Consider the following 19,133-nt stretch of genomic DNA (forward strand, 5'->3'; position numbering starts at 1 on the left):
GGACCTGACGGTATGAAAAATACGGATTTTCGTAAGCTGCAGATTTCATATGACCCCATTATGGAGTATGGGACGGCCTGGGAGCTGCAAAAAGAAAGTGTGCATGCCATTGATTCTGGCGAGCAGCCGGAGCGACTTATTCTTTTGCAGCATCCGCCTACCTATACTATCGGTTCACAAAATCATCCTGAACATCTTCTCTTGGATCAAGAGCAGCTCGAAGAAAAAGGAATCGCGCTGTTTGAAATCGATCGCGGAGGAGATATTACATATCACGGACCAGGTCAGCTTGTAGGTTATCCGATCCTTAAGCTCGGAGAGGATGGCAAAGTGGATTTGCATGGGTACTTGCGCAGTCTGGAGGCTGTTATTATTGATTATTTGGCATCCTACGGAATTGTCGGAGATCGTAAACCGGAGTATACCGGAGTATGGGTTGGCGATGAGAAGATCTGTGCTATTGGTGTGAAGTTTAATAAGAGTAAATTTCGAAGAGGTTTTATTACCAGTCATGGTTTTGCTTTTAACATTTCTGAGGGGATTGCGGCGCGCGGGTTTCAAGGGATTATTCCATGCGGGATCACCGATTTTGGAATAACTTCTCTAGAGGAATGTGCAGGTCGTCGATTTGAGCTTCAAGAGGTGGCTAGAGAGCTGGTCCCATATTTCTTGAAACATTTTCCATATGAAGAGCTGATGGATACTTTCTGTGATATGGCAAAGGCTGATTAAGAACAAACGTGCAGGCCAAATAGCGGCAAGGTGTTCCTAGCCGCTATTATTAATGCTTCCTGAGCAATGTTTAACCTGCAAGGAACGGCTCGATAACCATAAATAGCGTAGAGGCAATCATGGCAAACAACATGACGTAGATGAAGATCTTGAACCATTTATTACGTTGCATGGGTAACTCCTTTAGATTTAGTTTAAGTTATTAACATGAAGATGGTAATGCCGTACAACCATTGTACCGTATTCACGAAAGAGAGGGAAGTCCAGTGATTTCACAAGACCGATTGATTCAGGAGTTTATGGAACTTGTCCAAGTTGATAGTGAAACAAGAAATGAACGGCAGATCGCCGATGTCCTTAAGAGTAAGTTTAACGCACTGGGTTTAGAAGTGCTCGAAGACGATTCCCAAGAAAGAACCGGACATGGAGCAGGCAATCTATTCATTACCTGGCCAGCTGAGAATGGAGGAGCTGCTCCAAAGCTTCTGTTCACTTGCCATATGGATACGGTTGTTCCCGGACAAAATATCAAGCCTACACTTGGTTCAGATGGATGGATTACAAGTGATGGCACTACAATTCTTGGAGCTGATGACAAAGCAGGGCTTGCTGCGTTGTTCGAAGCCATTCGTGTTATCCAAGAGCAAAAGCTTCCGCATGGCCAGATTCAATTCGTGATTACAGCGGGTGAAGAATCTGGATTGCTGGGCGCACGTTCGATGGATCCAAGTAACTTGGATGCTGACTTCGGCTTTGCACTTGATTCCAATGGTGAAGTTGGAGCGATTGCGGTGGCAGCACCGACACAGGCTAAAATCACGATGCAAATCTTTGGGAAATCGGCTCATGCTGGCGTGAACCCTGAGGACGGCATCAGCGCAATTCAAGTCGCTAGCAAAGCGATTGCAGCCATGAAGCTGGGTCGTATTGATAATGAAACCACAGCGAATATTGGAAAGTTCGCTGGCGGCGGCCCAACGAATGTAGTGTGTGATCACGTTCAGTTGGATGCAGAAGCACGCAGTATTGTGCAGGAGAAGGTTGGCGATCAAATCGCTTCGATGCGCGAAGCGCTCGAGACAACTGTGCGGGAATACGGCGCAGAATGCGAATTCCGCAGTGAAATCATCTACCCTGCTTTTAGCTTTAATGAGCATGATGCAGTAGTGCAGCTTGCACAGCGGGCCATTACTTCTATGGGGCTTACTCCACGTCTGTTCCACTCTGGCGGAGGTAGTGACGCTAATGTATTCAACGGTCTAGATGTTCCGACTGTTAACCTTGCAGTGGGTTATGAACATATCCATACTACCAAGGAACGGATTAAAGCCGAAGATATCGTTAAAGTGGCTGAACTCGTTGTGAATATTGTAAAAGAGAGCGCAAAGGGCTAATCGCCTTATAAAACAGCAGAGCAGCGATCCTACCGTAACGGAGGATTGCTGCTCTGCATTTTTTTATGGGGAGTATAGTGTAGCAATATCAAGGTAAATCCAAAAAAAGTCATGCGACCTCTAACGCCGCTTTTGGCGAGTCTCGAAGTAGAAATTTTCGGAATGCTCCGATGAAGTCTTCATGCCAGTAACTACACTGGGGTCCATAGGCATATCGATGTACAGAGAGCGATAGTGCCAAGTCCGCCCCCTCTCTTGAGGCTAAAGGACCCAGATGACGCTATAAGCAATATTATCGCCATTTGAGCAGAGTTTCGGACACCAGCGCAGCTAATCCTTATAAAGAGGAGTATATAGTGTGTTTTTTGTGCTGATAGCTGCACTGGGGTCCGATAGCATCGCAAAAGTACGAGAAAGGTGTGTTTAAGGTCAACTGAGTCCGATAGCACGAGTCACATCCGATAGTGCGAGACACATCCGACAGCGCGAGTCACATCACATAGTGCCGAGACACATCACACAGCAACGAGTCACATTCGATAGCACCGAGACACAACAGATAGCGTCAAGTCCGCCCCCTCTCTTGAGGCTAAAGGACTCAGATGACGCTAAAAGCAAATTTATCGCCATTTGAGCAGAGTTTCGGACACCAGCGCAGCTATTCCTTAGGAAGAGGAGCATATAGTGTGTTTTTCGTGCCGATAGCGTCACTGGGGTCCGATAGCATAGCATAAGTGGGGAAAAGGTGTGTTTAAGTGCAGCTGAGTCCGACAGCGTACAAAGGTAGGCGCAATAGCGACCTAATCAAACAACTTGTGCTAGATATCAGCATCGTGAGCGATCAACAAGTTGTGTCTGATATCAGCATCGTAAGCGCATAGTCGCTTAATCAAACAACCTGTGCCCATTACCAGCATCCTAAGCACAATCCCCCATAATCGGGGGCAACGCAAAAAGACTGGGGTGCCCCAGCAGCCATTTCATGGCTTTTGAGACACCCCTATAGTTGTGTGAACATGTATGGCTAAGTCCCAAAGGAGAGGATGAATTCATCCTGCCTTGGACGGAAGGATTGTAGATTGATCGTGCAGGGAAAGAATGTATGCCAGGGGCATATCGCGCCCATACTGCTGGATCCATCCAGCCAAGATGGCCTTTATTTCCTCCGGCTTACCTACCATCATAACTGCGGATGAGCTTGTACGGCTGAAGATTTCGTTCATCTGAAATTCCTTCTTTCCCTTTAAGTTTGCTATAATACACCGTATGCACAATAGAGAAAAAGGAGACCAGAAACTTTATGGGAGAACAACATTTGCACAGCAAACCCGAGCTTGATGAAGTGACATTGTCTACACAGCCTGTTTTTGATGGGAAGATTATATCTTTGCAGGTGGACACAGTGAGACTGCCTGATGGAAATACTGCGACACGTGAAGTTGTGAAGCATCCTGGCGCCGTAGCGGTGCTTGCTTTAAACAACAACAAAATGCTTGTTGTAGAGCAATACCGTCAGCCCATGCAACGCACTGAGGTAGAAATTCCGGCTGGGAAGCTGGATAAAGGTGAAGATCCATTAGTTGCGGCTGGTCGTGAACTTCAGGAAGAGACTGGATTTCACAGTGGAGATCTGAAATTGCTTAAATCCTTCTATACTTCTCCCGGCTTCGCCGATGAGATTATTCATTTGTATGTGACTACTAATGCTCAACCAGGGGATATGTCACTGGACGAGGACGAATTCCTAGAGGTTTCGGAGCTTACCTTGGAGGAAGCGTATCAATATATGGCTGACGGGCGCATCGCGGATGCAAAAACGATGATGGCAGTATACGCTTGGCATCTATACACGCTGACAGGCCAATGGAATTAACAACTGGACTGAAGAGTTTCTATTGCGATTTGCATGTTCATATTGGACGAACGTCGGAAGGTCAGGCTGTCAAAATTAGCGGCAGCCGCGAGCTTACCTTTGCGGGCATTGCCAAAGAAGCTGCAGAGCGCAAGGGACTAGAAATGATCGGTATTATAGACAGTCATTCACCTGGCGTACTGCGGGATATTCAGCGCTCTTTGGAATCTGGAGAGATGACGTTAGCTGAAGGTGGAGGGATTGCTTACCGAGGGACTACGATCATTCTGGGGACAGAGATTGAAATCCGCGAGCCTGGGCGAAAAGAGTGCCATGTGCTCGCTTACATGCCGGACGTGGAACGCATGACCGACTTTAGTGCGTGGATGAGCCGCTATATGCGGAATGTGAATCTAAGTTCCCAGCGCCTGTATGCTCCGGCTAGGGAGCTTCAGGATGAGATTTACGGGCGGGGAGGCATTCTTATTCCTGCACATATTTTCACGCCTCACAAGGGCTTGTACGGCTGTGCTGCAGAGCGTATGGCGGACATCTTTGATCTGGACCGCATAGCTGCGGTTGAACTCGGGCTGAGTGCGGATTCCGAAATGGCTGGATATCTTTCTGAACTTGATAATTACACGTTTCTAACCAACTCAGATGCGCATTCACTGGGTAAGCTAGGGCGTGAGTATAATGTGATGGAGCTGGCACAGCCTTCGTTCGCTGAACTGCGGCTTGCACTGGAACGTAAAGATGGACGGAAGGTAAGTGCAAATTTCGGACTTAATCCACGGCTTGGCAAATACCACCGGAGCTATTGCGGGGGCTGCGGCAGTATTATTGATGAGGCTTATGTCAACGCGGATCGTTGCCAATATTGCGGCAGTCTTAAGCTGGTTAGAGGTGTCTTCGACCGGATCCTAGATATTGCTGACCGCAAGACGCCGATAGTGCCTGCTGACCGTCCACCCTATCATTATCAGGTTCCGCTTGAATTTATCCCGGGGTTAGGGAAGGCGAAGATGAACGCGTTACTGCAAGCATTTGGAACTGAGATGAACATTTTACATGGTTGTGGTGAAGCGGAAATTGCCAGCGTTGTAGGTGCGGATCTGGCGTCGATGATCGTCCAGGCCCGCTCTGGCATTTTGGAGCTATCAGCAGGCGGTGGCGGGACGTACGGTAAAGTGGTACAGCCCAGAAAGTAGAGTCATTACCTAAAGGACAAGTCATATCGCGGGACGTTTTCTCATATGGTGTAACATGTAACCGGAAAGGGGAACGTCCCAAATGCGTAATTTACGGCTGATGATGAAGGAACAGACGCCTCTGTATATTTTTGTCGGCGTATTATTTCTGGTAGGTGTTGTATTTGGAGCTCTTATCGTTAGTGCGCTTACGATGGATCAGCAGCAGGAGCTGGGGGATTATCTGGGGAATTTCTTTGTTACGGTTGATCAGCAAGGTCTGCCAGCCGCACCTGATTCGTACTGGAGTATAGCAGCCTTGAATCTGAAATGGATCGGACTGATCTGGATTCTTGGGTTGTCGGTCATTGGGCTGCCGGGAATTTTGATTCTTGATTTTTTAAAAGGGGTACTGATCGGTTTTACGGTTGGCTGTTTGGTCAGTCAATATTCTTGGCATGGGATGTTGTTCGCGTTAGTTTCTGTGGCTCCACATAATCTGGTGCTGATCCCTGTGCTGCTGGTTAGCAGTGCAGCTGCGATAGCTTTTTCCTTGCAGATGATCCGCAGCCGGGTGATGGGACAACGCCGGACGCCAGTGACTCGTCCTTTTACCATGTACACTATATTGTCATTTGTGATGGCGCTTTTGATCCTGGGTATTTCATGTTTTGAGACCTGGGTTACACCAACCATGATGCGTTGGGTCACGCCTTCACTTGTACAAGCGGTGACGACCTTGACTGTGCAGTAAAAGCGTTTGACTTCTGAAAGCGACACCCCCTATAATGGAAGAAGTGGTTTGAAGACCGGTGCGGTAATTATCCAAGGGGGAGGGAGACAGGTGGAAGCACGGATAGACAAGATTAAGCAACAGTTACAATCCCAAGGATACAAGCTTACACCCCAACGGGAAGCGACCTTAAGAGTGCTGCTGGAGAATGAGGAAGATCATCTTAGCGCGGAAGACGTATTTATGCTCGTGAAGGAGAAAGCTCCCGAGATCGGTCTTGCGACTGTGTATCGTACCCTCGAACTTCTCAGTGAGCTACATGTCGTAGAAAAGATCAATTTCGGCGACGGTGTAGCCCGGTATGATTTGCGAACAGATACTGCGAAGCATCATCATCATCACTTAATTTGTGTGCAATGCGGCAGTATGGATGAGATTCGCGAGGATTGGCTCGGTCCGCTGGAAGAGCGACTGGAGAAAGAGTTTAATTTCACAGTGCTTGATCATAGACTTGATTTCCATGGGATTTGCTACCGCTGTACTGATAAGAACAATACAGACGGAAATCCATCCTAAGTTATCTTATATTAAGAATTAACTTCACAAGTCCTCCCCGGTTCCTATACCGGAGGGGGCTTTTTAAATGATTAGTCTATTAGAGCTATACATATCAGCCTTTTTTGGAGCATAAAATGAAGGACGAGCAGAATTCATTTATATGTAATAGGAGGCGTCCTTATGATTGTTTCTGTGCCCAAAACAGTGCGCAAGCTGTATTTTATGATCATGTTTGTGGCTCTAAGCTATTTACTCTACTATGCTATGAGCTGGCTAGGGGAATGGCTTAGTCCGATAGAGAACTATGGAATTCCTGAAGGCACCGCTGTTCGGGCATTTGATCACGCCGAGGTTGGTGATGATGGTCTGGATGCAAGGCAGCGCTTACGTTTCTATTACTGGTTCGGAGAATGAAAGCTCCGCAGGAAGCAGGAACAAGCGAGAAGAATGTCGAAGAAAGCTAGGGTGGATTTATGCAGAGTAAGAGTTGTGTACACATCTGCTGAAGCCTCATGCTGAATGTGCTGCAGGAAGACACTAAGAGTAGCTGCGCCAGGACAGGAGCGTGAAATAATGAAGTCACACTTGCAGCCTTTTTTACATTATTTGTCCGGAGATAAAGGCTTGTCCCCGAATACACTGGAATCTTACGGTAGGGATGTATCGCAGTTTCTAGAGTTTGCTGAAGAGCGGGGGGCTGAACAGCCTGAAGAAATCCGAAGATCTCATGTGATGTTATATCTTGGCTCCTTACGCGGAGCGGGAAGAGCCACTGCAACGCTCAACAGAAACGCGGTGTCCCTGCGGGCCTTTTTTCATTATTTGTTGAAGGAACGTTTAATTGAGCAGGATCCAACACTGGACATGGAAACCATGAAGCCTGATAAGAAGCCGCCTATGGTGCTTGCGGTTTCGGAGGTTGAGCGGCTGCTGGCTGCTCCAGATGTGAGTACAGCACAAGGGATGCGCGATAAGGCAATGCTGGAATTGCTCTACGCAACGGGGATAAAGGTTTCTGAATTGATTTCTCTTAACGTAGACGATGTGCATACGGACATGAAGTTTGCGCGCTGTACAGGGACTTCGGGCAAGGAACGAGTGGTTCCCATTGGAACCATTGCTGCTGAGAGTGTAGCAGCTTACACTTCTCTTATGCGGGACAAGCTGCTTCGTGATCATCAGGAGGAGCCGGCCATGTTCCTGAATAGCCTAGGTGGGCGATTAACCCGCCAGGGGTTCTGGAAAATCATAAAAAAATACGCACGGGAAGCAAACATTGAGCAGGATATTACACCGCATACGCTTAGGCATTCCTTCGCCGCCCATTTACTGGAAGGTGGAGCGGATTTGCGTTCCGTACAACAAATGCTGGGTCATGCTGATATTTCGACGACTCAGATTTATAACGGTATCGCCCGTAAGAATATGAAGGAAGTATATGAGAGCCATCATCCCAGAGCTCGCTGATCATGCTTCAAAGATGCTTTTTGTGAGTAAGATAGTTATGATGGAATCATACTTATAGGATAGACTGGGGAATGGGTAATTTTCCACAGGTTATCCTTTGGCAGAAACGGATACCTGACAGGCGATACATTGTATCGCTAGCTACGGAAGCATCTGACTTCCGGGAGAAGGTACAGCCGTTTCTTCTTGTTGGTGCAAACGAATGAACTAACGATCTATATTAAAAAAGGAGTGAAGACAATATGTCCTCATTTAAACGAATTGGTTTTATTGTTCTGGATAGTGTAGGTATCGGAGAAGCTCCAGATGCTGCGAATTTTGGTGATGCGGGTTCACATACGCTTGGTCATATTTTGAACCGTGTTCCCGGATTGAAACTCCCTAACCTACAGCAGTTAGGATTAGCTAATATTGCTCCGCTGCCGCCGCTTGAACCTGTAGCTTCACCAACAGGATATTATGGCAAGATGCAGGAAGTATCTGTCGGTAAGGATACGATGACCGGGCACTGGGAGCTGATGGGGCTGAAGATCGAGGTTCCATTCAATACGTATCCGGATGGATTTCCGGCAGAATTGATTGAAAAATTCGAAGCAGCAACTGGCCGGAAAGTGATCGGTAATAAACCAGCTTCCGGTACGGAAATTCTAGTTGAATATGGCGAAGAGCAGATGAAGACCGGAGCTTGGATTGTGTACACCTCTGCGGACAGTGTATTCCAGCTTGCGGCACATGAAGATATCATTCCACTGGAAGAGCTATACAGCGCATGTAAAATCGCCCGTGAGCTAACTATGGCTCCAGAATTCTCCGTAGGGCGTGTTATTGCTCGTCCATATGTTGGCGAACCAGGAAAGTTCGTACGGACCTCAAATCGCCATGATTATGCCGTGAAACCACCGGAACCAACGGTAATGAACGCGCTGGCTGATATCGGAAAAGATGTTATCGCGGTAGGAAAGATCAACGATATTTTCACAGGTGAAGGGGTTACAGCTTCTTACCCTACGAAGAGCAATGAACATGGTATCGAAGTCACCATTGAGCAACTTCGCCAACCGTTCAATGGCTTGCTGTTCACGAATCTGGTGGATTTTGACTCTTTATATGGACACCGTCGCGATCCGGAAGGATATGGTCATGCACTGGAAGTATTCGATCAGGCGCTGCCTGAAATTCTATCCACGCTTGGTGAAGATGACCTGTTGATTATTTCAGCAGATCATGGGAATGATCCAATCCATAGCGGAACAGATCATACTCGTGAATATGTGCCACTGCTTATTTACAGCCCACGCCTTAAGCATCCAGATAGCTTAGGTATTCGTGAGACCTTCTCGGATGTTGCCGCAACCATTGCTGATAATTTCGGTGCGAAGGCGCCGCAGTATGGGACAAGCTTTTTAGCGAAACTGCAATAAAAGGATGTGGGTTGCGCCACAACATTCATTAAGGAGGATCATCCATAGCATGTTAACTCAAAAAGAAATTCAAGAAGCAGCCATTTATATAAAAGACAAATGTCCGGTGGCTCCGGAAATTGGATTGATCCTTGGTTCAGGACTCGGTGTGCTGGCAGACCTGATCACCGATGGAATCAGCATTCCATATGATGAGATTCCTCACTTCCCTGTGTCCACTGTAGAAGGGCATGAGGGAGAACTGCTGATCGGTATGATTGAAGGACGCCGTGTCGTGATGATGAAGGGCCGCTTTCATATGTATGAAGGATATGGACCGGAGGTAACGGCATTCCCTGTTCGGGTTATGAAAGAACTTGGTATAGCCAGCCTATTAGTAACTAATGCTGCTGGTGGAGTGAACACAGATTTCACGCCGGGCGATCTTATGCTCCTTACGGATCATCTTAATATGACGGGGCGGAACCCGTTAATAGGACCTAATGATCCTGCACTGGGCGTGCGCTTCCCGGATATGTCAACCGCTTATAGTCGCCGCCTAATCAAGGTAGCGAAGGAAACGGCAGCGCAGCAGAATTTCGAATTCAAAGAAGGCGTATATGCAGGTCTGCTGGGACCTTGCTACGAAACACCTGCTGAAATCGTAATGCTTCGTCATCTAGGGGCTGACGCTGTGGGCATGTCTACTGTGTCGGAAACCATTGTTGCCCGTCATGCAGGTATCGAGGTATTGGGTATCTCCTGTATTACTAACATGGCTGCGGGAATTCTGGATCAACCTCTCAACCATGAAGAGGTTATGGAAACTGCAGACCGTGTGCGTGAGCGTTTCCTGAAGCTAGTGTTGGGCTTTATTCCGAAAATGTAATTTCGGGTACTGCATTTTGAATTTTTGGGAGGTCCAATCTATGACACAAGTGAATGAACTTGAGCCATTGACGTTTGAACAGATAATGAAGGTAACTAATTTGACTAGACCAAAATTTATTGGACTTGCTCGCGCAATTGTCCGTGAAGTGCAGGTGTAATATGAGAGCTGTCGATATTATTCAGAAAAAAAGAGATGGCGGAGAGCTGAGTCGTGAGGAAATTTCCTTTCTAATTCAGGGCTACAGTAAAGGTGAAGTGCCTGATTATCAGCTCTCTGCTTGGGCAATGGCTGTTTATTTTCAAGGCATGAACGCGCGGGAAACCGGCGATCTAACGATGGAAATGGCGATGTCCGGCGATCAAGTAGATCTTAGCCCAATCGCAGGTATTAAAGTCGATAAACACTCCACAGGTGGAGTGGGCGATAAAACAACTGTAGTATTGGCACCCTTGGTAGCTTCTGCTGGAGTACCGGTAGCGAAGATGTCCGGTCGTGGACTTGGGCACACTGGAGGCACGCTCGATAAGCTGGAGTCAATCAGTGGTTTCTCTATCGAGATGGCTCGTGAGCGTTTCTTTGACCAAGTAGGGGAGATCGGGGCTGCCGTGATCGGTCAGTCGGGCAACATTACACCCGCAGACAAAAAGCTGTATGCCCTTCGGGATGTAACTGCAACAGTTGAATCCATCCCCCTTATTGCAAGCTCTGTGATGAGCAAGAAGATTGCAGCAGGTGCGGATGCGATCGTGTTGGATGTCAAAACAGGCAGCGGTGCTTTTATGAAGACGCTGGATGATTCTATAGCACTCGCTCAGGCGATGGTTGACATTGGAACGCATCTGGGTCGCAATACCGTTGCAATCATCAGTGATATGGACCAGCCGCTTGGTTACGGGATCGGAAATGCGTTGGAAATTAAGGAAGGAATCGAGACCTTGAAGGGTCATGGTCCAAAGGATCTACAGGAGGTCTGTCTTATTCTGGGCAGCCAGATGCTTGTTCTTGGCGGCAAAGCCAAGGATGAAGCGGAGGCACGTTCGATTCTTATGACGCATATTGAAGATGGCAGTGCGCTAGAGAAGTTCAAACAAATCGTGAAGGCACAAGGTGGAGATGTATCGCAAATTGATTCTCCGGAGAAGCTCCCTACTGCTAAGCGATTCATTGAAGTGAAAGCAAAAACCAAAGGGTTCATAGAAGGTATTCAGGCCGAGGAAATTGGCGTTGCGGCTATGCTGCTTGGAGCTGGACGTGAAACTAAGGAATCCGTAATCGATCTGGCTGTGGGGATTCAACTTTCCAAAAAGGTTGGAGATGCTGTAGAGATCGGCGAGACGCTTGCAGTCTTGCATATCAACGATGCCAGTGAGAAGAAAGTTGAGGAAGCTGAAGGTAAGGTGTTAGAAGCCTACCGTATCACTTCTGAACCTGTTCCTGCCCAACCTTTGGTATTTGCACTTGTTACTAAAGATGGGGTAACACGGTACTAGTCAAGGTAATATAAATATTGTCATGGCTATGGCCGTAAACAGACAACAAAGCAGCGATCCTCCCATAACGGGAAGGTCGCTGCTTTGCGTTTTGCTCAATGGTGCAATATTTATAACTGGTTATTGATCTTATTGAAAATCTGCGAAGCCCCGCTGCTTGTATTACATAATACGACCACAGTCTCGCCACTAGCTGGATAGATAGCCGACCGGAAGGAAACACCGGGATCATAGCCCATAATGTGAAATTTGAACACTTTTTCTTCGCGGAGGGTAATCCATACACCATAACCATAATAGCCTTCGCCATCCACATGTACATGGGGAGTAAGCAATAATGAAGTGAGTACTGGACTCAATAATGTATGGTTCATTAACCCGCTCCAGAATAGCTGCAGGTCGGGGGCAGTGACGAAAGCTCCACCGTCAGCGCCTCCTTTTACCGGGATTGAGTAGATGTTGGTTCTCCAGTTCCCGTTCTCTTCCTCTATGTATCCTAGTGCACAGTTGGCAGGTAAGGCATCTAACGTGAAGTAACCGGATTGCTCCATTCCGCAAGGCTTAAAGATGTGATGCTCTACATAATCGGAAAAAGACATTTCACTCAGTTCCTCCACCAGAAGGCCTAGCACGATATAGCCGGCATTGTTGTAGTGGAAACGTTCGCCCGGGGTCCACATCATGGGAAGGGTTCGGAACATCGCCACAAAATCCTCAAGCTGTCGCAAGGTGTACATAGGCCGTGCCTTCCACAGGTCCTCGAAATCATCCATAATTGTTTCATCAAAATAATCCGGAATACCAGAGCTATGCGTAAGTAGCTGATGAATGGTGATGTCAGGACTAAAGAGAGGGAACTCTACCTTTTTAAGATAATCTATTAGTTTACTTTCAAAAGAAATCAATCCCTGATCGACCAGCTGGCAGACAGCAATCGCGGTAAATATTTTACATCCGGAAGCAATGCCGAACCGGGTATGAATATTGTTTTCGCGCTTATCCGACTTATTGGCATAACCGTAACAGCTGCTGCTGACTTCTTTATCATGTTGTTGTACCAGCACTACACCAGAGAAATTGTTCTGTGTAGCTTCTGCTTCAATACAATCTGCAAGGTGGTTCATCTGTATATTCACTCCTCTATAAGCAGTTAAGTTCTTAAATAGCATTCGTTAAAATATTCCATTTTCCTTTAAAGTGAATACGAAAAAATTGGAAATACTTAAAATTTGAAATAATTTTTGATCTCCCCTATAATAAAAATGCTCTGCAACTACTGCTGGGCTTTTTTTAATTGACAACAACATTACTTCTTGGGATAAATTATTATAGTTATTTACTTAGAAATGGAATAATTTCCACCCTTTCTGACGAAACTGGAACACAGTACCTGTGATATGAAGGTTAACGTTCAGGAGGGGAACCATTGTGAGAAAAATGCGTTTTGCTGTGCTTGTGCTCTGTATCGTTGTGTCGGTTCTAGGACCGATGTCAGGTGCTTATGCTGAGGAAAAAAGCAAGGATTCTGGCAGTAATGCTGCCGCTGTAGATCTTGCGCCTGGTGCGCGTTCTGCGATTTTGATGGATGCAGGCACCGGCACTATTATTTATGAAAAGAACAGCCATGATAAGCTGCCTCCCGCAAGTATTACGAAGATTATGACGATGCTGCTTACGGTGGAAGCACTGGATGAAGGAAGACTGCAACTGACGGATAAGGTGCGCACGAGTGAATATGCCGCATCGATGGGCGGATCGCAAATTTTCCTGGAGCCTGGTGAAGAAATGTCGGTGGATGAGATGCTCAAAGGCATCGCTATGGCCTCCGGTAATGATGCATCTGTGGCGATGGCAGAGAAAATAGCGGGTTCGGAGAGCGCTTTTGTCGATCTGATGAATAAAAGAGCGGAAGAGCTGGGTCTGAAAGATACCCACTTTGCCAATTGCAACGGTCTTCCAGCTGCTAATCACTATTCCTCAGCCTACGATATTGCGGTAATTAGCCGGGAGCTTTTAAAGCATGATAGAATTATCAAATATACCGGTTCCTATCAGGATTATCTGCGTAAGGATTCCACCAAACCATTCTGGTTGGTAAACACGAACAAGCTTGTACGTTTCTATACAGGTGCTGATGGACTGAAAACAGGATATACCGCTGAAGCAAAATTCTGCTTATCCGCTACGGCTGCAAGAGACGGTCTGCGTGCTGTTGCTGTTGTGCTGGGTGAGCCGAACACGAAGACACGTAACAGTGAAGTGTCGGGCATGTTTGACTATCTCTTTTCGCAATATAAGATCCACACTATTCACAAAGAAGGGGACGCTATTGGTACCCTTAAGATTGAGAAGGGTGTGAAGTCCGAGCTGCCGATTACGGCGAAAGAGACGTATAGTGTTCTTTTGAAAAAAGGTGTGACGCAAGAAGGCATTCGTCACGAACTAGTACTTCCAGAAAGCGTGAAGGCACCAGTGGCTGAAGGCCAGTCCATAGGCAAGCTGGTTGTCTACCAAGGAACCCAAGTGATTAAAGAGTATGAACTTAAAGCAGGGGAAGCTGTGGCAAAAGCAGGCTGGTGGAAGCTCTTTAAACGTACAACAGGCTCGATGTTCGGCATGGATTAAAAAGAGCTTTTTTGTAGATTGCGCCCATGTGCTTTGTAGATTCATAGGGGTTTTCTTCTAGTTTTGTCGTGAGGCAGGATTCCTGATTTGCCACGTAGAAACCTTGTCCTTGAAGAGAATGGGTACTGTCTCTTAAGGCCAAGTTTTCAAAGCAACGAAGAGGAGAGTGGCAAGCATGAATTCTAATGTGGAAATGGAGCATCACAGGGGTGTGCTGATTGTCCGTTTATCTGGGGAACTCGATCATCATGCCGCCGATTTTGTAAGAATGGATATGGATGAAGCGATTATGCGGGGTCAGGTATCGCATTTGATCCTTAGTCTTAAGCATCTGCAGTTTATGGACAGTTCGGGTCTCGGCGTAATTCTGGGAAGGTATAAACTGATCCATAGTAAAGGCGGCAAAATGGTGGTGTGTGATGCAACGGCACCTGTGAAGCGACTTCTGGAAATGTCAGGCCTGTTCAAGATCATGCCCCTATATGACGACGAGAGCACTGCACTCTCGGATTTGGAGGTTGCGTTATGACAAATGGTAAGGCTGGTAACTTCATGAACGTGCAGTTCGCTGCACTCTCGGAGAACGAATCATTCGCGCGTGTAGTTGTAGCGGCGTTCGTTTCTAGGCTTGATCCTACAATGGACGAGCTGAATGATCTGAAGACAGTCGTGTCGGAGGCGGTCACCAATTGTATTATTCATGGGTATGATAGTGATCCGGAAGGTATTGTGACTATTTCAGCTTCGCTGGACAACGAAACGGTACATTTAACCATTGAGGATCAGGGACGGGGCATTGAGGATTTGGAGCTGGCACAACAGCCGCTATATACCTCAAAGCCAGAGCTGGAGCGGTCGGGCATGGGCTTTACCATTATGGAGAATTTCATGGATGAATTTGAAGTCACTAGTGAACCGGGACACGGCACTTCGATCTCAATGAAGAAAACCATCGTTTCGAAAAAAGCTTTATACAATTAGGGGTTGGAGCCATGGATGCAGAGTCAAAAAAAGCTCCGCCGACCTATTTGGACGATGCGGAGGTCAAACGTCTTATCGCGCTCAGTCAGGCCGGAGATAATCTTGCCCGGGACACACTAGTTAGCTGCAATATCCGGTTGGTCTGGTCGGTAGTGCAGCGGTTTATGAACCGCGGGTATGAACCTGACGATTTGTTCCAGATCGGTTGCATCGGGCTCTTGAAGTCCGTTGATAAGTTCGACCTCAGCTATGAGGTCAAATTCTCCACTTATGCCGTGCCGATGATCATTGGCGAGATTCAGCGTTTCCTTCGCGACGATGGAACCTTGAAAGTTAGCCGTTCTCTTAAGGAGATGGCTAATAAGGTCCGCAAGATGAAGGATGAAATGTCTAAGACGCTGGACCGTCTGCCTACCATCGGTGAAGTTGCTGAGGCACTGGGAGTTACGCCTGAAGAAGTGGTATTTGCTCAGGAAGCTAACAAGCCACCGACCTCGATTCATGAGACTGTGTTCGAGAATGATGGTGACCCGATCACTCTGATTGATCAAATCGCTGACGAATCACAGGAACGCTGGTTTGATAAGCTGGCACTGAATGAGGCTATCGGAGGTCTCAGCGAGCGTGAACGGCTGATTGTTTATCTTCGATATTACCGTGACCAAACGCAGTCAGAGGTTGCTAGTCGCCTTGGGATTTCTCAAGTGCAGGTATCCCGGCTGGAGAAGAAAATATTGCAGAATATCCGCGAGCAGATTGCTCAGTAGATAATGGCTAAAATGTAAAGACGCTTGCGAAATAGCGAATAGGAAGAAAAAGCCGCCCCGAAAAGGGGGGGCTTTTTATGTGGAGGGAATCTCAATATGCATTCACTTGGCGACAAGGATATGACCTCATGGTCTATTGACATGGAAGCAAATTTGCTGACAATGTCGAATGTTTTGGAGAATTGGGTGGACTGTTCAGATCATGCTTTACCGCATAACCCCAATTTTTTACGTGAATATGTGTACAGTGAGGATCTTGAACGGTTTGATGCGTATATAGATAAATTATACTCTGGTCACCTATGTAATCTTGAGTATCGTATGCAGTTACCTGCAAAAGCGCTGAAGTGGGTTCAAAGTATAGGCACGCCCGTTTTTAATCAAGAGCATAAGGTTTGTAGAATAGATGGCGTAATCATAGATATCACGGAACAAAAAAATGCTCAAGCCCAGTTAGAGAGTAGCTTTTCTCTGTATCAGCAGATGTTTGCTACGATCGATGTGGCGATTTGGTCTTACGATTACGTATCACGGAAAATGTTATTCATATCGGATGCCATTTTCAATATCACGGGATATTCACCAGAACAGGCGAAGGAAGATGACTTTTGGCTAAGAATTGCTCCTAAAGAAGAGCGGCCTTTAATTCAGAAGATTATAACTACAGTGGGGCAAGGAATAAGCAATCTTAGTGAATATCGGATCATCCATGCCAGCGGTGAACTCCGATGGGTCCAAGTCAGGATCATTCCCAGTATGGATGAGACAGGGGCAGTGGTACGGCTCAATGGGATCTTAATCGACCATACGGAAAAAAAGCAGATGCAAGAGGTTCTATTAAAAAGCGAGCAGCGCTACAAATCCCTGTTTGACCATAACCCAGATATCGTGTGTGAATTGGATCTGCAGGGCAGCATTGTAGCTATCAATCCAGCGGCAGATCAAATTACTGGAGAAGCTTTTAATAGATTCGGAGAAAACTTATCCATTGTGAATTTATTTGGTGCAGAGAATTCGTATATGATGTCTGATTATTTTGAGAAAACGGTTGGCGGAGTTCTGCAGCATTACACGGTTACTTCTGTCCGCGAGAATGGATTAGTTAACCATTGGTCGATGAAAAACATCCCTGTACATGAAAACAATCAAATTGTGGGTACCTTTGTTATCGCAAGAGATATCACTGCATCTGTGGAGGTGGAAAAGCGGCTGGCTCAGCGGGAGGCGGAGTACAGGCTTATTACAGAGAATATGGAGGATATGATTGGGGTTCTGGATCAGCAAGGGAACTTCATTATTGCTTCGTCCTCTTGTGAGAAAATTATTGGTCTTCCTGTTGGTTCAATAAAGAACACAACCATTTTGGAGTATATTCATCCTGATGAACAAGAAGTGTTGCGGGAACAGATCTTGGATATTTTTCGGACAAAAGTATGTAAGATGTTTTACAATCGGTTTATTCACATCAAAGGTCACATTATAGATCTGGAATGCTTGGGTACACCTGTTCTTGGTGAGGATGGAGAAGTAGTTAGTATTGTGATTGTAGCGAGAGACATTACAAAAAGGGTCCAGATGGAGAGTGAACTTAGAGAAAGCGAGGAACTCAATCGGCTGCTTATTGATATGTCACCTGAAGCGGTAGTACTCCATAGTGAATATAAATTCCTTTATGTGAATTTTTCCTGTTTAGGATTGTTTGGAGTTTGCAGTGAGGATCAATTGATTGGCACCTCTATTTTTAATTGGGCCCACCCAGACTATATAACGCTGGCTAGAGATCGGATGCGTGAAATCTATTATGGACCCAATCGGATATTAGCTCCTATTGAACAAAAGGTCGTGCGGTCAGATGGATCTATTATCGATGTAGAAGTAACAGCTAGCTCAATTCTATATAAGGGTAAGGTTGCATGTATCTCTATCTTTAGGGATATCAGTGATCGGAAAAAAATTGAGGTGGAAAGACAGCTTACAGAGCAGATCATTCGGAACAGCGAGGAAAGGTATTTCAACTTACAGATGAGTCTTGATCAATTCTCGCAAGATTTGTTTGGTGCGATGAAGATCAGTCACATGGAACAACGATTACTAAAAGAAGTTAGAGAGGTCTTGCGGGTTACCAATATTTGTATGGTTGAAGTTGAAGATAACCATGATAAAATATGCGAGATTATTGAGACCGAGCAGGGCTATTCACTTAAGATCGGAGAGTTCCGAAGAAAAAGCTATATTCTATCCATTAATGAGAAGTCTATTTTATTAGAAATAAGTTCTGTTCGAGTGTGGCTGAAGACGATTACCCGTTATGTTAGTGTGTTATTTGATAATTTTTTGCTCATAGAAGATCTAACTAAGGACCTTGAGTTAGCGGCTTCCGAGCAAGCTCCGACATGGTTACTACGCTTTATGTTTAATTTATCCGAGAATGAACGCAAACGGCTTGCTCAAGATTTACATGATTCAGCACTTCAAGAACAGATCATCTGGTATCGTAAGCTTGATAATTTTTTAAGTGATAAATCCGTTACGGGGGAACTAAAGGAGCAGTTAGAACAGATCACAGAAGGTTTACTTGATGTTATCTATGAACTGCGGATTATCTGCAATGAGCTTAGGCCACCAGCATTAATCAATGAGGGGCTTGCTTCCTCACTTGAGACATTGTTTGAATTTGCTCAGTTGCGGAACGACTATCAGATATATTTTGAGTCAAACGCTTTCAGGCATAAGTTAAAAGACGAGATTCTAATAGGTCTGTACCGTATTGTGCAGGAACTTTTGGCTAATGCAGCTAAACATTCCTGTGCCACAGAAGTACGTATCTCCTTAGCTAGTGAAGGGCAACAGGTGCTTTTGGATTATGAAGATAACGGAATTGGAATGAGCCTTTTAGGAGAGGATTCTATTAAGAGTATGGGGATTTATGGGATGAAAGAAAGGGTTCGCAGTATGGATGGGACCATACGATTTCTTTCGCCAGAGAATAAGGGATTAGCTGTCTTTATATCCATACCTGCAGATTAATCATGGGGCATAATAAGGGGATAGG

The 19,133-nt window shown here is 46.1% G+C and carries 19 protein-coding genes; 16 read left to right on the plus strand and 3 right to left on the minus strand.

Annotation, left to right across the window (positions count from 1 at the left end; all coding sequences use genetic code 11):
• The first annotated feature begins 12 nt into the window (after positions 1–12).
• Complete coding sequence (lipB, locus tag MHH49_RS19835; protein WP_036676046.1) at positions 13–732, plus strand: lipoyl(octanoyl) transferase LipB; 720 nt, start codon at positions 13–15, stop codon at positions 730–732.
• Between the two features lie 70 nt (positions 733–802).
• Here the strand turns inward: lipB and prli42 are convergent, their stop codons facing one another.
• Complete coding sequence (gene prli42 / locus MHH49_RS19840; RefSeq protein WP_094872112.1) at positions 803–904, minus strand: stressosome-associated protein Prli42; 102 nt, start codon at positions 902–904, stop codon at positions 803–805.
• Positions 905–998: 94 nt separating this feature from the next.
• Here prli42 and MHH49_RS19845 point away from each other — a divergent pair, with 94 nt between their 5' ends.
• Complete coding sequence (locus MHH49_RS19845; RefSeq protein ID WP_036676047.1) at positions 999–2,126, plus strand: tripeptidase T; 1,128 nt, start codon at positions 999–1,001, stop codon at positions 2,124–2,126.
• Positions 2,127–3,175: 1,049 nt separating this feature from the next.
• On the opposite strand, the gene MHH49_RS19850 is transcribed toward MHH49_RS19845, so the two are convergent.
• Entirely contained in the window at positions 3,176–3,349 is a 174-nt protein-coding gene (locus MHH49_RS19850; protein WP_155288161.1) for a hypothetical protein, read from the minus strand.
• Between the two features lie 77 nt (positions 3,350–3,426).
• Between MHH49_RS19850 and MHH49_RS19855 the strand changes: the two genes are divergently transcribed.
• From MHH49_RS19855 to MHH49_RS19895, 9 genes are all read left to right on the plus strand, one after another.
• Positions 3,427–3,999, plus strand: coding sequence for an NUDIX hydrolase (locus MHH49_RS19855; RefSeq protein WP_036676048.1), 573 nt, complete (start codon positions 3,427–3,429; stop codon positions 3,997–3,999).
• Complete coding sequence (locus MHH49_RS19860; RefSeq protein WP_339809698.1) at positions 3,990–5,189, plus strand: endonuclease Q family protein; 1,200 nt, start codon at positions 3,990–3,992, stop codon at positions 5,187–5,189. Before MHH49_RS19855 ends, MHH49_RS19860 begins: the two co-directional genes overlap by 10 nt.
• A gap of 82 nt (positions 5,190–5,271) precedes the next feature.
• Positions 5,272–5,922, plus strand: a complete 651-nt coding sequence (gene spoIIM, locus MHH49_RS19865; RefSeq protein ID WP_036676050.1) for a stage II sporulation protein M — start codon at positions 5,272–5,274, stop codon at positions 5,920–5,922.
• A 90-nt stretch (positions 5,923–6,012) separates the two neighbouring features.
• Positions 6,013–6,477 (plus strand): ferric iron uptake transcriptional regulator, encoded by a 465-nt coding sequence (fur, locus tag MHH49_RS19870; protein ID WP_036676051.1) that lies wholly within the window; start codon positions 6,013–6,015, stop codon positions 6,475–6,477.
• A gap of 162 nt (positions 6,478–6,639) precedes the next feature.
• A complete protein-coding gene (locus tag MHH49_RS19875) occupies positions 6,640–6,873 on the plus strand; it encodes a DUF4227 family protein (RefSeq protein ID WP_036676052.1) in 234 nt (77 codons plus the stop codon).
• Between the two features lie 159 nt (positions 6,874–7,032).
• A complete protein-coding gene (gene xerD, locus MHH49_RS19880) occupies positions 7,033–7,926 on the plus strand; it encodes a site-specific tyrosine recombinase XerD (RefSeq protein WP_036676053.1) in 894 nt (297 codons plus the stop codon).
• Positions 7,927–8,168: 242 nt separating this feature from the next.
• Entirely contained in the window at positions 8,169–9,347 is a 1,179-nt protein-coding gene (gene deoB, locus MHH49_RS19885; protein WP_036676054.1) for a phosphopentomutase, read from the plus strand.
• A gap of 49 nt (positions 9,348–9,396) precedes the next feature.
• Positions 9,397–10,215: a purine-nucleoside phosphorylase gene (locus tag MHH49_RS19890; protein WP_036676055.1), complete on the plus strand. Its 819-nt coding sequence runs from the start codon at positions 9,397–9,399 to the stop codon at positions 10,213–10,215.
• Between the two features lie 161 nt (positions 10,216–10,376).
• The gene (locus MHH49_RS19895; protein WP_036676056.1) at positions 10,377–11,708 is read left to right on the plus strand and encodes a pyrimidine-nucleoside phosphorylase; all 1,332 of its coding nucleotides are present in this window, start codon (positions 10,377–10,379) and stop codon (positions 11,706–11,708) included.
• Positions 11,709–11,818: 110 nt separating this feature from the next.
• Here MHH49_RS19895 and MHH49_RS19900 read toward each other — a convergent pair whose 3' ends face one another.
• Positions 11,819–12,832, minus strand: coding sequence for a serine hydrolase domain-containing protein (locus MHH49_RS19900; RefSeq protein WP_339809702.1), 1,014 nt, complete (start codon positions 12,830–12,832; stop codon positions 11,819–11,821).
• A 364-nt stretch (positions 12,833–13,196) separates the two neighbouring features.
• On the opposite strand from MHH49_RS19900, the gene MHH49_RS19905 reads away from it, so the two are divergent.
• From MHH49_RS19905 to MHH49_RS19925, 5 genes are all read left to right on the plus strand, one after another.
• Positions 13,197–14,333, plus strand: coding sequence for a D-alanyl-D-alanine carboxypeptidase family protein (locus MHH49_RS19905; RefSeq protein WP_235219379.1), 1,137 nt, complete (start codon positions 13,197–13,199; stop codon positions 14,331–14,333).
• Positions 14,334–14,508: 175 nt separating this feature from the next.
• Positions 14,509–14,862 (plus strand): anti-sigma F factor antagonist, encoded by a 354-nt coding sequence (spoIIAA, locus tag MHH49_RS19910; protein WP_036676057.1) that lies wholly within the window; start codon positions 14,509–14,511, stop codon positions 14,860–14,862.
• The gene (gene spoIIAB / locus MHH49_RS19915; protein WP_036676058.1) at positions 14,859–15,314 is read left to right on the plus strand and encodes an anti-sigma F factor; all 456 of its coding nucleotides are present in this window, start codon (positions 14,859–14,861) and stop codon (positions 15,312–15,314) included. The genes spoIIAA and spoIIAB overlap by 4 nt, the downstream gene beginning before the upstream one ends.
• Before the next feature lie 11 nt (positions 15,315–15,325).
• A complete protein-coding gene (sigF, locus tag MHH49_RS19920) occupies positions 15,326–16,081 on the plus strand; it encodes an RNA polymerase sporulation sigma factor SigF (RefSeq protein WP_036676059.1) in 756 nt (251 codons plus the stop codon).
• 96 nt (positions 16,082–16,177) lie between these two features.
• Entirely contained in the window at positions 16,178–19,108 is a 2,931-nt protein-coding gene (locus MHH49_RS19925; RefSeq protein WP_339809705.1) for a sensor histidine kinase, read from the plus strand.
• The last annotated feature ends 25 nt before the right edge of the window (positions 19,109–19,133 follow it).

It is taken from the genome of Paenibacillus sp. FSL F4-0122 (genome assembly GCF_038002845.1).
GTDB classification, from domain to species: Bacteria; Bacillota; Bacilli; order Paenibacillales; family Paenibacillaceae; genus Paenibacillus_AQ; species Paenibacillus_AQ odorifer.